This is a genomic window from Stenotrophomonas sp. 1278, assembly GCF_029892765.1.
Classification (GTDB): domain Bacteria; phylum Pseudomonadota; class Gammaproteobacteria; order Xanthomonadales; family Xanthomonadaceae; genus Stenotrophomonas; species Stenotrophomonas indicatrix.
This window is the reverse complement of the sequence record NZ_JARXWD010000004.1, coordinates 1-13,187: the sequence shown is the minus strand read 5'-3', so window position 1 is coordinate 13,187 and position 13,187 is coordinate 1. Positions and strand designations below refer to the sequence as shown.

At 67.3% G+C, this 13,187-nt stretch carries 12 protein-coding genes; 4 read left to right on the top strand and 8 right to left on the bottom strand.

Annotated features, from left to right (window positions below; all coding sequences use genetic code 11):
• Positions 1-48 precede the first annotated feature (48 nt).
• From kdpC to pyrE, 6 genes are all read right to left on the bottom strand, one after another.
• On the bottom strand, positions 49-693 hold the full coding sequence (gene kdpC, locus M2299_RS05380; RefSeq protein WP_025879420.1) for a potassium-transporting ATPase subunit KdpC: 645 nt from the start codon (positions 691-693) through the stop codon (positions 49-51).
• The gene (gene kdpB, locus M2299_RS05375) at positions 690-2,750 is read right to left on the bottom strand and encodes a potassium-transporting ATPase subunit KdpB (protein ID WP_033832832.1); all 2,061 of its coding nucleotides are present in this window, start codon (positions 2,748-2,750) and stop codon (positions 690-692) included. The genes kdpC and kdpB overlap by 4 nt, the downstream gene beginning before the upstream one ends.
• A gap of 9 nt (positions 2,751-2,759) precedes the next feature.
• On the bottom strand, positions 2,760-4,469 hold the full coding sequence (gene kdpA, locus M2299_RS05370) for a potassium-transporting ATPase subunit KdpA (protein WP_025879422.1): 1,710 nt from the start codon (positions 4,467-4,469) through the stop codon (positions 2,760-2,762).
• Between the two features lie 12 nt (positions 4,470-4,481).
• Positions 4,482-4,574 (bottom strand): potassium-transporting ATPase subunit F, encoded by a 93-nt coding sequence (locus M2299_RS05365; protein WP_005407770.1) that lies wholly within the window; start codon positions 4,572-4,574, stop codon positions 4,482-4,484.
• A 175-nt stretch (positions 4,575-4,749) separates the two neighbouring features.
• Positions 4,750-5,424 carry a hypothetical protein gene (locus M2299_RS05360; protein ID WP_025879423.1) on the bottom strand — a complete coding sequence of 225 codons (675 nt, stop codon included), beginning with the start codon at positions 5,422-5,424 and terminating at the stop codon, positions 4,750-4,752.
• A 19-nt stretch (positions 5,425-5,443) separates the two neighbouring features.
• Complete coding sequence (gene pyrE / locus M2299_RS05355; RefSeq protein ID WP_025879424.1) at positions 5,444-6,103, bottom strand: orotate phosphoribosyltransferase; 660 nt, start codon at positions 6,101-6,103, stop codon at positions 5,444-5,446.
• Positions 6,104-6,266: 163 nt separating this feature from the next.
• Here pyrE and M2299_RS05350 point away from each other — a divergent pair, with 163 nt between their 5' ends.
• The 3 genes from M2299_RS05350 to M2299_RS05340 all read left to right on the top strand — a co-directional run bounded on the left by M2299_RS05350 (position 6,267) and on the right by M2299_RS05340 (position 8,676).
• Entirely contained in the window at positions 6,267-7,067 is an 801-nt protein-coding gene (locus M2299_RS05350) for an exodeoxyribonuclease III (protein ID WP_280884010.1), read from the top strand.
• Entirely contained in the window at positions 7,064-8,368 is a 1,305-nt protein-coding gene (locus tag M2299_RS05345) for an MFS transporter (RefSeq protein WP_280884009.1), read from the top strand. The genes M2299_RS05350 and M2299_RS05345 overlap by 4 nt, the downstream gene beginning before the upstream one ends.
• Before the next feature lie 77 nt (positions 8,369-8,445).
• Positions 8,446-8,676 carry a hypothetical protein gene (locus M2299_RS05340; RefSeq protein WP_025879428.1) on the top strand — a complete coding sequence of 77 codons (231 nt, stop codon included), beginning with the start codon at positions 8,446-8,448 and terminating at the stop codon, positions 8,674-8,676.
• Positions 8,677-8,763: 87 nt separating this feature from the next.
• On the opposite strand, the gene M2299_RS05335 is transcribed toward M2299_RS05340, so the two are convergent.
• Positions 8,764-9,891 carry an anhydro-N-acetylmuramic acid kinase gene (locus M2299_RS05335; RefSeq protein ID WP_080277682.1) on the bottom strand — a complete coding sequence of 376 codons (1,128 nt, stop codon included), beginning with the start codon at positions 9,889-9,891 and terminating at the stop codon, positions 8,764-8,766.
• A gap of 64 nt (positions 9,892-9,955) precedes the next feature.
• Positions 9,956-11,425, bottom strand: a complete 1,470-nt coding sequence (locus tag M2299_RS05330; protein ID WP_025879426.1) for a peptidoglycan DD-metalloendopeptidase family protein — start codon at positions 11,423-11,425, stop codon at positions 9,956-9,958.
• A gap of 167 nt (positions 11,426-11,592) precedes the next feature.
• Here M2299_RS05330 and tyrS point away from each other — a divergent pair, with 167 nt between their 5' ends.
• Positions 11,593-12,801: a tyrosine--tRNA ligase gene (gene tyrS / locus M2299_RS05325; protein ID WP_032977018.1), complete on the top strand. Its 1,209-nt coding sequence runs from the start codon at positions 11,593-11,595 to the stop codon at positions 12,799-12,801.
• Positions 12,802-13,187: the final 386 nt, after the last annotated feature.

Here is a 13,187-nt window from a genome sequence, read left to right as displayed (position 1 = left end):
AGCCGCTGTCATGGCCGCCATTGTGCGCGCAGCGGGTGCAGCCCTGCATCACGGCGCGCGTGCCGCGTGGTCCAGTGCGAAGTTCAGCGTCACCACGTTCACCCGTGGCTGGCCGAATACGCCCCATTGCCGGCCCTGCGTGTTGGCCTTCACCAGTGCCTGCACCTGCTCGACGGGCAGGCCACGCGCACGCGCCACCCGGGCCACCTGCAGCTGCGCTGCCGCCGGCGACAACTGCGGATCCAGCCCGCCGCCGGACTGGGTGACCAGATCGGCAGGCACCTGCGCGGGCGTTACGCCTTCGCGCGCGGCCACTGCTGCGGTGCTCGCCGCCACACGCTCGGCCAGCGCCGGGTTGCTGCGGGCCAGGTTGGAGCCGGCCGCCGCCATCGGGTCGTAGTTGGCGGCCGACGGTCGCGCCTGGAAGTAGCCATCGCCGGTGAACGGCTGCGACAGCCATGCCGACGCACGCACCTGGCCGCTGCCATCGCGCAGCAGGCTGCCTTCGGCCTGCGCCGGGAAGGACAGGCCGGCAAAACCGGTGGCGATGCCGGCGTAGACCGCACCGGCCAGCAGCAGGGTGGCCACGCCCAGGCCGATGGCCGGGCGCCAGCTGGCGCCATCCTGCAGCGTGGCCACGCGCGCCTCGCGCTTCAGCTCGCGGGAAAGGGAAGGGGAGTCAGAACGGTTCATGCGCCGAATACCAGGACAAGAAGGAGGTCGATCAATTTGATCGCCGCGAACGGCAGCAGCACGCCACCCAGGCCGTACACCAGCATGTTCCGGCGCAGCAGCGCCGTTGCGGTGGCCGGGCGGAAGCGCACACCGCGCAACGCCAGCGGGATCAGGGCGGGAATCACCAGGGCATTGAAGATCAGCGCCGCCAGCACCGCGTTGCGCGGGCTCGACAGCTGCATCACGTTCAGCGCGGCCATCGCAGGCACGGTGGCGGCAAACAACGCCGGCAGGATCGCGAAGTACTTGGACACATCGTTGGCCAGCGAGAACGTGGTCAGCGCGCCGCGGGTGATCAGCTGCTGCTTGCCCACCTCCACCACCGCCAGCAGCTTGGCCGGATCCGAATCCAGATCGACCATGTTGCCGGCTTCCTTGGCCGCCTGCGTGCCCGAATTCATCGCCAGGCCGATGTCGGCCTGGGCCAGCGCCGGCGCATCGTTGGTACCGTCGCCGACCATCGCCACCAGGCGGCCACCGGCCTGCTCGGCACGGATGCGGGCCAGCTTGTCCTCGGGCCGTGCCTCGGCGATGTAGTCATCCACACCGGCTTCGGCGGCGATCGCAGCAGCCGTCAGCGGGTTGTCACCGGTGATCATCACCGTGCGGATGCCCATCGCCCGCAGCTGTGCGAACTTCTCGCGCATGCCGTGCTTGACCACGTCCGACAGCTCGATCACGCCCAGCACATGGCGACCCTCGGCCACCACCAGCGGCGTGGCACCGTTGCGCGCGACCTGGTCCACGCGCCCGGCCAGTTCGGCCGGTACGGTGCCGCCGAGCGCCTGCACATGGGCACGGATCGCATCGGCAGCGCCCTTGCGGATCTGCCGGCCGTGCACCAGGTCGACACCGGACATGCGGGTCTGCGCACTGAAGGCCAGGTAGTCGGCCTGGTCCGGCTCGGCGGTGGTGCAGCCCTGTTCGCGGGCCAGGCGCACGATCGACTTGCCTTCCGGGGTCGGGTCGGCCAGCGATGACAGCAGCGCCGCCTCACGCAGCTGGTCGGCGTCGATTCCGGCCAGTGCGTGGAAGTGGCTGGCCTGGCGGTCGCCGTAGGTGATGGTGCCGGTCTTGTCGAGCAGCAGCACGTCGACGTCACCGGCCACTTCCACCGCCTTGCCCGACTTGGCCAGCACGTTGGCCGCCAGCGCGCGGTTCATGCCGGCGATGCCGATGGCCGGCAGCAGGCCACCGATGGTGGTCGGGATCAGGCACACCAGCAGCGCGATCAGCAGCAGCGGATCCACCTTGACGCCCACCGACGCACCGATCGCCGGCAGCGTCGCCACCACCACCAGGAAGGTCAGCGTCATCGCCGCCAGCAGCAGGGTCAGCGCGATTTCATTCGGGGTCTTCTGACGGTTGGCGCCTTCCACCAGCGCGATCATGCGGTCCAGGAAGCTGTGTCCCGGCTCGGCAGTGATGCGTACGACGATCTGGTCGGACAGCACCTTGGTGCCGCCGATCACGCCGGAGCGATCAGTACCCGCCTCGCGCAGCACCGGTGCCGACTCGCCGGTCACCGCCGCTTCGTTGATGGTGGCCAGGCCCTGCACGATCTCGCCGTCGGCCGGCACCAGCTCGCCGGCACTGACGATCACATGATCACCGGGGCGCAGTTCCGCGGCGGGCACCTGGGTCTCGCTGGCACCGGCCTGCGCCGACGCCAGACGACGCGCCACCAGGTCCTGGCGGGCGCGGCGCAGCGAGGCGGCCTGGCCACGGCCACGTGCTTCGGCCACGGCCTCGGCGAAATTGCCGAACAGCACGGTGACCAGCAGGATCGCGGTCACCGCCAGGCCGAAGCCCAGTGGTGCATTGCCGGTCAGGGTGATGATCGCGGCGACGATCGTGCCGGCCATCACCACCGCCATCACCGGGCTGCGCACCAGATGCATCGGCGACAGCTTGCGTACGGCCTCGATGAGCGCGCGGCGCAGGCCGGCGGCATCGAGCAGGGCCGGGCGGGAAGCCACGGAAGAGGAACGGTTTGCGGTTGCGTGACTACTCATGGGGTGTCCTCAGTGCAGTCCCAGGCTCAGGTGGTCGGCGATCGGGCCGAGTACCAGCGCCGGCATGAACTGCAGCACGGTCAGGATGACGATCACCGAGACCAGGGTCAGGGCGAACGTCGGGGTTTCGATCTGCAGGCTGCCGGCCGATTCAGGGGCCTGCCGCTTGGCGGCCAGCTGTGCGGCCACCACCAGCGGGATGATCAGCAGCGGGAAGCGGCCCAGCAGCAGCACCAGCGAGCAGCTCAGGTTCCACCAGGGCGTGGCGTCACCCAGTCCCTCGAAGCCCGAGCCGTTGTTGGCGTAGGCCGAGACGTACTCGTAGAACACTTGGCTTATGCCATGGAAGCCGGGATTGGAGGTGCCCGCCAGACCCGGCACGGCCAGCGTGATCGCGGTGAACAGCAGCAGGGTGATCGGCTGCAGCAGCACCAGCAGTGCCAGCAGGCGCACCTGCGGCGTTTCCAGCTTGCGGCCGAACAGTTCCGGTGTACGGCCGGTCATCAGCCCGGCCAGGAACACACCCAGCAGCAGGTACACGATGAACTGCTGCAGGCCGCAGCCGATGCCGCCCCAGATCGCGCTGACCAGCATGTTGACCATCGCCAGGCCGCCAGACAGCGGGCTCAGCGAATCGTGCATGCCGTTGACCGAACCGTTGGAGACCTGGGTGGTCACCGCCGCCCACAGCGCGGTGCCATCGGCGCCGAAGCGTACTTCCTTGCCTTCCATCAGCAGCGGCGTGGCCGCGCTGGCGCTATGGCCCTCGCTCCATACCATCGCACCGGTGGACAGCAGCGACATGCCGAGCATGCAGCTGAACACCAGCGCGCCGAAACGACGGCGCCCGGTGAACGCGCCGATCATGAAGATCACCGCCATCGGCACCAGCAGGATGCCGATCACCTCCAGCATGTTCGACACCGGGGTCGGGTTCTCCAGCGGGAAGCTGCTGTTCGGGCCATACCAGCCGCCGCCGTTGGCGCCCAGCTGTTTGGCCGCGACCATCGCCGCAACCGGGCCCAGCGGCAGCTTCTGCTGCGCCATGCCGGCACTGGCATCGATCGGCGTGGCCTGCGGGCCACCGGCCATCGTGGAGGGCACGCCCTGGCTGGTCAGCAGCAGCGTCCATACCAGGCACAGCGGCAGCAGGAAGCGCACGCACAGGCGCACGACGTCGGCGTAGTAATTGCCCACCGCCACCTGGCGGTCATCGCCCGCGGCGGGCGCAGTAACCGATTTCGGCGCGCGCGAGAACAATGCACGCAACGTGGCCACGGCCAGCGCCAGGCCCATCATCGGCGTCACCACCTGCAGACCGGTGATACCGGTCATCTGCGAGAAGTAGGACAGCTGGGCCTGGCCGGAGTAGTGCTGCTGGTTGGTGTTGGTCAGGAACGAGATCATCGTGTGCAGCGCCGTGTCCCAGCGCATGTTCGGGATCTGGTCCGGATTCAACGGCAACCACGCCTGGGTCATGAACACGGCCTGGGTCAGCACCGCGATCACCACGTTGCTGAGCACGAATGCCAGCACGTAGCCCCGCCAGGACATCGAACGTGAAGGATCAACGCCGAGCACCTTGTACAGCGGCTTTTCGATCCAGTGGAACAGCACGTCGACCTTCATCGGCGTGCCGCGCATCACCCGGGCGAGGTACAGGCCCAGGGGCCAGGCCAGCACCAGGCTGGCGGCAAGAATGGCAAGAATTTCAGTCATGGCAGGCTCCGCTCAGAACGACTCGGGCCGCAGCACGACATAAAGAAGATAGGCGGCGGCAACCAGCACCAGCACGCCACACAGCAACGACAGCCAGGGGGACATGGAATTTGAGACCTGGTGGAACCCCTCCACCTCAGGCCGTCATCGTCGTCCCCGCCCCCATAAACGCACTACGCGCCGGACAGGGCCGACGCGTAAAGAGTGCATAAATTTCAGGGTCCAGGCCGTAACCCGGCAAGCGGCAGCGCCGGGCCATGCCGGGCGAGCAGCGCGCCGCTCAACCCGCCGGGGTCTGTGCCGGCACGTCCACCGGCGCCAATCCCTTCAGCTGCCGATAGCGCTGCAGGCTGCTTTCGATTTCGACCTTCAATGCCTGCTGCTGCTGTTCGAAACTGGCCAGCAGCCGTTGCTGCGACTGCAGCTGCGCATGGCGCTGGCCGATCGCCTGGGCCTGCTTGTCGGCCACCTTGCCGCCGGCCAGTTCGCGGTCGCCGGCGGCAGCAAGCAGGGCCACCAGCGATTCGCGCAGGCTGGCCACGTTGTACTGGGCGGTCTTGAGGTTGTTGTCGAGCACCTCCTGGCGCTCGGCGAACACGCGTCGCAGCGCATTCTCATCACCGTAGGTGGTCAGCATCGCCTGTTCGGTACGCTGCCGGGTCTGCTCGGCCATCTGGTCCAGCTGGACCTGCGCCGCCGCCGTGCTGGCGGCAGCGCGTTCCTCATCGCTCAACGCGCGCTGCACCTGCGCGTTGCGCAGGCCGCTGTTGGCGCTGAACTCATCGCGGGCGTGGTTGACCGCATCGGCCGGCAGCGCGTCGCTGCAGATCCGCTCCTTGCCCTCGTTCCAGCAGTACAGCTTCTTGTCTGCGGCCTTGCCGCTGGACTGTGCCAGCAGCGTCTGCGGCATCACCAGCAGCAGGCTGGCGGCGACGATGGCAGGAACTCGGAACATGCGACCTTCCCCCTGTTGGTCAGCGCGTGGAACGGACGCCGTACTGGGCGCGATAGGCCTCCAGCGGCTGCCGGTAGCCCACAAGTTCCGGATTTCCGGACGCGAAATCAAGCAGGTCGGCCAGCGTCGCCACGGCGATCACCGGGATGCCGGCTTCTTCGGCCACGGCCTGTGCGGCGGAGCGATGGTCGCTGTCCGAGGCGATCTCCTGGCGGTCCAGGGCGACCACGATGCCGGCCGGAATACCGCCCGCAGCGCGGATGATCGCCAGCGCCTCGCGGATGGCGGTGCCGGCGGTGATCACGTCGTCGACGATCAGCACGCGCTTGCCGGTCATGTCGGCGCCGATCAACTGGCCGCCTTCACCATGGTCCTTCACTTCCTTGCGGTTGAACGACAGCGGCAGGTCGCGGCCACGCTGGGCCAGCTCGCAGGCCATTGCGGTGGCCAGCGGAATGCCCTTGTAGGCCGGGCCGAACACCACGTCGTACTTGATCCCGGTGGCGTCGATGGCGTCGGAATAGCACGCACCCAGCTGCGACAGCAGGGAACCGGAGTCGAAACGGCCGGCGTTGAAGAAATAGGGGCTCAGCCGGCCGGACTTGAGGGTGAACTGGCCGAAGCGCAGGGCGTCGGCGGTCAGGGCCAGCTGCAGGAAACGGTGACGGTGGTCGCTCATCAAAACTCGATTCATCTTCATTTGGAGCGCAAATCCTAATCCAGCTGGGCTTTCTGCGCTCGTCCGGCCCCTTCACGCAGGTATCCGCAGCTGCCCCCGCGGGCTGCTCAGCCCGGCAGGCAACCGGTATGCTTGCCCGGTTTCCCGCCGTAGGTTCTTCCGCATGCGCATCATCAGCTTCAACGCCAATGGCATCCGCTCGGCCGCCACCAAGGGCTTCCTCGACTGGTTCCGTGGCCAGGACGCCGACGTCCTCTGCATCCAGGAGACCAAGGCCCAGGAAGACCAGCTGACCGACCCGATGTTCCGCCCGGACGGCCACCATTGCTTCTACCGCGATGCCATCACCAAGAAGGGCTACAGCGGCGTGGCGATCTACAGCAAGCGCGAACCGGACCAGGTCATCACCTCGCTGGGCTGGGCCCCGTTCGACGACGAAGGCCGCTACATCGAGGCCCGCTTCGGCAACCTCAGCGTGGTCTCCTTCTATATTCCGTCCGGCAGTTCGGGCGACCTGCGCCAGGGCTTCAAGTTTGACGTGATGGAGTGGCTGCGGCCGATCCTCGAGGAATGGGCGCGCAGCGGCCGCGACTACGTGCTGTGTGGCGACTGGAACATCGTCCGCTCGGCGCTGGACATCAAGAACTGGAAGTCCAACCAGAAGAACTCCGGCTGCCTGCCCGAGGAACGCGACTGGCTCAATGCCCTGTGTGCCGACCATGGCCAGGCCACCGATGTGGGCGCAGGTCGCGGCTGGGCCGATGCCTACCGCCTGCTCAACCCGACCGGCGAGGACTACACCTGGTGGAGCAACCGTGGCGCCGCCCGCGCCAACAACGTGGGTTGGCGCATCGACTACCAGTTCATCACCCCGGGCCTGCGTGACCGCCTGCGCAGCTGCTCGATCTATCGCGACCAGCGCTTCTCCGACCACGCGCCGTTCATCGTGGACTACGACCTGTGACCGAGGCTGCCAAGCCTGCCGGTTACAAGGGCTGGGCCGGCATCAAGCGTGCGTTCGGTACGCCCTCGGCGCTGACCATGGCCCTGCTGGGCTTCGGTAGTGGCCTGCCGTTCCTGCTGATCGCCTCGCAGACCCTGTCCACCCGTCTGCGCGATGTCGGCCTCGATCTGGGCAGCATCGGCCTGATCAGCCTGGCCAGCTTCTTCTACCTGCTCAAGTTCGTCTGGGCACCCCTGCTGGATCGCTACGCGTTTCCGTTGCTGGGGTTCCTCGGTCGCCGCCGCTCGTGGCTGCTGGTCTCGCAGACCCTGGTACTGGTGGGCCTGGTGGCACTGGCGTTCGTGCGGCCAGAGCAGGGCGTGTGGCCGCTGGTGGCCTGGGTACTGGTGGCATCGTTTGCAGGTGCCACCCAGGATTCAGTGGTCGACGCCTACCGCATCGAGATCGCGCCGCAGACCGCGCAGGCCGCGTTGGCCGCCACGTACACGCTGGGCTATCGCATCGGCCTGATCCTGGCCGGTGCCGGCGCCTTGTACCTGGCACAGTTCGAAGGCTGGATCATTGCCTATCTGGCCATGGCCGCACTGATGATCCTGCCGATCATCACCACGCTGTTCTGCCGCGAACCGGAGCGCCCGGCCAACGCCGTGCAGCGCCGCATCGACATTGCCGAAGCGTTCGTACAGCCGATCACCAGCTTCTTCACCCGCAACGGCATGGCACTGGCGCTGGCGCTGCTGGCGTTCGTCGGGTTCTTCAAGTTTCCCGACCAGGTCATCGGCGTGATGGCCGGACCCTTCTATCTCGATTCGGGCTTCGACAAGGCCGACATCGCTACGGTTTCCAAGCTGTTCGGCGTGTGGATGGGTATTGGTGGGGCGTTCCTTGGCGGTATCGCCGTCGCCGCCTTCGGTTTCCGCCGGATGCTGCTTGTCGCGGCGCTGGGCGTGGCCCTGTCGAACCTGGCGTTCCTGCTGATGGCGCACAATCCGGGGCAGTTGTGGGCGTTCTACGCCGCGCTCAGCGCCGACAACCTGTTCCAGGGCTTTGCCGGCACGGTGCTGGTGGCTTTCATGTCTTCGCTGACCGATCGCAACTTCACCGCAACCCAGTATGCCCTGCTGGTATCGCTGGCCAACCTGCCGGGCAAGTTCGTCGGCGGCGTTTCCGGTTACATCGTGGAGGCCACCTCGTACAGCACCTTCTTCATGCTCAGCGCCGTCACGGTGGTGCCCACCATGCTGCTGCTGGCCTGGCTGTGGCCACGCATCGTTGATCGTGGGCCGTCCCCCGCCGCCTGATTGCCTGTGTGCGCTTACTGCGGGATGATCGCCCCGACGCGCCGAGGGGGCGGTGCCTTGCGAACGGGGAAGTGAGCATGGCCGACGTAGTGCTGCGGGACCTGGACCCGCTGCTGCTGGAACGCATCAAACGGGTCTCGGTGGCCCGTGGCTGGACCCACGAACAGACCTGCGCGGTCCTGCTGGAGCAGGGCCTGTTCAGCAGTGAACTGGAGGTCCGCTCGGGCTTCGGCGATCCCGAAGTCGACGCGCTTTCCGACGCGATCGCCGCACTGCAGGCGCTGCCGGCCGGCCAGGGCTTCGATTGATCTGATGTCGGGTCGCCGGGCATGGCCCGGCGCTACCGCGCGCCGCCGACGGGTAGCGCCGGGCCATGCCCGGCGGATGGCGTCACCTCACGCCGGATGAATCGCCCCGAGAATCCGCGGCCCCGTCGCCCCGGTCACGCTCGGCAGGTTGCCCGGCAGCCCGTCCATCGTCCGCTGCGCCAGCCAGGCAAACCCCATTGCCTCCACATACTCCGGGTCCAGTCCGTGCAGCGCCGTGGACTCCACCACCACGCCCGGCAACCGCGCCGCCAGCCGCCGCATCAACTGCGTATTGCGCACGCCACCGCCGCACACCAGCACCCGCCGGGTGTGCGGCTGCTGGGCCAGCAGTGCATCAACCACTGTCGCCGCGGTCAGCTCCAGCAGTGTCGCCTGCACATCGGCTGCGGCGAACTGGCCTTCCTCCATGTGTGCTTCGGCCCACGGCAGGTGGAACTGCTCGCGCCCGGTGCTCTTGGGCGGCGGCAGCGCGAACCACGGGTCCGCGCGCCAGCCGGCCAGCAGGCTGTCATCCACCGCACCGCTGGCTGCGTAGGCGCCGTCAGCATCGAAGCTGCGCCCGGTATGGCGTTGGCACCAGGCATCCATCAGCGCGTTGGCCGGGCCGGTATCGAAGCCACGCACGACGCCTTCGCGTGGGATCAGGGTCAGGTTGGCGATCCCGCCCAGGTTCAGCACCGCACGGTCCTCATCGGCCGCACCCAGCATGTCCAGGTGGAAAGCCGGCATCAGCGGCGCGCCATGGCCGCCGGCGGCAACGTCACGGCGGCGGAAATCGCACACGGTGGTGATGCCGGTCAGCTCGGCGATGCGGTTGCCGTCGCCCAGCTGCACGGTGAAGGCCGGGTCGGCCAACGGTCGATGGCGCACCGTCTGCCCGTGCGAGCCGATGGCTCGTACCTGCGAACGGTCGACACCGGCTTCTTCCAGCAGCTGGTTGGCGGCGGCGGCGAAGCTGATCGCAATCCGCGCGTCCAGTTCGCCCAGTTCCTCCAGCGACTGCAGCGGGCCGCCTTCGCCGAGGGCCACCAGCCGCGCCCGCAGCACCGGCTCCCAGCGGGCGGTCAGCCCGTGCACGAAGCGGCACCCCCCATCGGCCGGGAACTGCACCAGCGCGGCATCGATGCCGTCAGCGCTGGTGCCCGACATCAGGCCCAGGTAGAGGGGAAGGGACGGATCGGCAGTGGTGTTCATGGCGGGCATAAAAAAAGGACACGGCAAGCTTGTGCTGCCGTGTCCTCCTTCGTCAACGCAGGGCTCAGCCGCGCTTGCGGCCTGCCGGCGCCTTGTCCTTGGCGCTGGCCACCTCGGTGCTCGCGCTTTCGGCGGCCGGCGCGGGGCTGGCGTCGGCGTAGATCAGCTTCTCCATGCCCTGGATGCGGGCCATCGCCGGCGCGGTCTGCGCCCGGAAGGCCACCAGCTCGGCGCCCTTCAGCGGCTCCGGCGGCGGCATGGTCACCGTCAGCGGGTTGCGGTGCTCGCCATTGACGCGGAATTCGTAGTGCAGGTGCGGGCCGGTCGCCAGGCCGGTCGAGCCGACGTAGCCGATCACCGTGCCCTGGGCCACGCGCTGGCCATTCTTGATCCCGGCAAAGCGCGACATATGGCCGTACAGGGTGGTGTGGCCACGGCCGTGGTCGAGGATCACCACGTTGCCATAACCGCGCTGCACGCCGACGAACTGCACCCGCGCATCGCCGGCGGCCATGATCGGGGTACCGGTGCGCGCGGCGTAGTCCACGCCCTTGTGCATGCGCATCTTGCCCAGCACCGGGTGCTTGCGCGCGCCGAAGGTCGAACTCAGCCGTGCGAACGGGATCGGCATGCGGATGAAGCTCTTCTTCAGCGAACGGCCGCTGATGTCGTAGTACTCGGACTTGCCGTTGCGGTCGAAGCGGAAACCGGAATAGGTCTTGCCGCCGGTGGTGAAGGTCGCCGCCAGGATCTTGCTGGTATCGACCTTCTCGCCCTCGCGCCAGGTCTCATCCATCACCACGCTGAAGCGGTCGCCCGGCTGCAGGTCCTTGGAGAAGTCGATGTCGTACTTGAAGATGTCGTCGGTCATCGTCGCGATCGCCGACGGTGACAGTCCGGCGCGGCGCGCGGCCGCATACAGCGAACTGGTGATCTCGCCGCTGGTGACCACCGTGCGCGTGGATGTCTCGCGCTTGGTCACCGTTTCCTTGATGTCATCGCCGCTCAGGCTCAGTTCGACCCGGTTGTCGGCATCGCGGTCGAAGCGGATGCTGCGCAGGTCACCGGACAGCGGCATGTCGAAGGCGATCTCGGCACCCGGGCGCAGCTTGGTCAGCGATTCGCGCGCACCCGGATGGTCCAGCACCCGGTGCAGGGTGGTGGCGGAAATGCCGGCCTTGTCGAACAGGTCGCTCAGGGTCTGCCCGCGCTGCACCCGCAGCACCTGCCAGCTGTCGCCGGGGATCTGCTGCTGGCGTGCCATTGCCAACGGCGGCAACGGCAGTGCCAGGCTGGTGTGGCTGTCGGCGTAGGGCGCATCGATGGTGTGCGAGAAGCCCGGCACGATCGTGGCCACCAGCGCGCCAATGGTCACAAACAGGCTGGCGTGCATCCAATGACGCCGCGTCCAGCGCTCATTGAACGCAGCGGGAAGGTGTTGCCTCAGCTTCCGGTGCAGGGCGTTGTCGTGCAGGACGTGGAGTCGTTCCTGGAAGCGCTGCTTGCGAGCGCGGCCTTGATCGGAATTGAGCATCAGATGTCGGTCTCTGGCTGACCCGGGAACGCGGGCCCAAACGCCGGTAACATAGACACCTAACAAATTCGCGTCAAACCCTTGTGCCTATTGGCTTTTGTGAAGCCGATCGGGTTAACTTCGCTTTAACACCCCACATAAGAAACGGCGTTGCCGGGAGTAGTCACGTGTCCTCGATTGAAGAAGCCCTTGCCCTGATCGGCCGCGGTGCCGACGAGATCCTCAAGCTCGAGGATCTGCGCGCGCGCCTGCAGGAAGGCCGCCCGCTGCGCATCAAGGCCGGCTTCGACCCCACCGCGCCTGACCTGCACCTGGGCCACACGGTGCTGCTGAACAAGATGCGTCAGTTTCAGGACCTCGGCCACCAGGTCATTTTCCTGATCGGCGACTTCACCGGCATGATCGGCGACCCCTCCGGCAAGAGCCTGACCCGCAAGCCGCTCAGCCGCGACGACGTGCTGGCCAACGCCCGTACCTACGAGGAGCAGGTGTTCAAGGTGCTGGACCGCAGCCGCACCGAGGTCCGCTTCAATTCGGAGTGGTTCGGCAAGATGAGCGCGGCCGACATGATCCGCCTGGCCGGCCAGCACACCGTGGCACGCATGCTCGAGCGCGACGACTTCGCCAAGCGCTATGCCGCCCAGCAGTCCATCGCCATCCACGAATTCCTGTACCCGCTGGTGCAGGGCTACGACTCGGTGGCCCTGGAAGCGGACGTCGAGCTGGGCGGTACCGACCAGAAGTTCAACCTGCTGATGGGCCGTGGCCTGCAGGAACACCACGGCCAGAAGCCGCAGGTGGTGCTGACCATGCCGCTGCTGGAAGGCCTGGACGGCGTCAACAAGATGTCCAAGTCGCTGGGCAACTACATCGGCATCAGCGAGCCGGCCATCGACATCGTCACCAAGACCATGAAGGTCGATGATGCCCTGATGTGGCGTTGGATCGAGCTGCTGTCCTTCGATATCAGCCAGGCCGAAGCGGCCTCCCTGCGCGAGCAGATCGCCGCCGGCCTGAATCCGCGCGTGGTCAAGCTGCGCCTGGCCCGTGAACTGGCTACCCGGTTCCACGATGCCGCAGCGGCAGAGCAGGCGATTGCCGGCTGGGAAGCTGCCGTTACCGGGCAGGGCGACATCACCCAGCTGCCGCTGCAGGATGTGGCCATCCCGGCCGAGGGCCTGCGCATCGCGGCCCTGCTGACCGCCGCCGGCCTGACCCCGAGCAACTCCGAGGCCAACCGCAAGCTCAAGGAGCGTGCGGTGAAGGTGGACGGTGAAGTGGTGGAAGACGGCCAACAGGTGCTGCAGCCCGGCTTCGAGGGGCTGCTGCAGGTCGGCAAGCGCACCTTCGCCCGCGTGCGCCTGGTCGCTGCCTGACCGGAGGCAGGGGCCGGCGCAGCCGGCCCCTGCTTCTGCTCCTGCAGAGCGGCGCTGACGCTCTGCCGCTGTTCGCGGGGCCTGTGGCGGCGCCTTTGCATGAACGGATGCAACATCCGATGAAAAAAGTTGCCACACCCCCTTCACAAAGGCCGCGAATAGGGACATACTTTCCCTCCCCCGTCGCAGGGGTCGCCAACAAGGGGCTTCAGCGACACAAGGGGCGCCACCACCGACGAACGAGATGATCGAACGAAAGGTGTTGACGGACTCGAAAAGTCCGGCATAATAGGCGGCTCGCTACGAAGGAAACTTCGCAGCACACGGGAATGGCGCTGAGGCCACTTCCCACGATCTTTGAAAGTATGCGCAGGTATCTTGTGAAG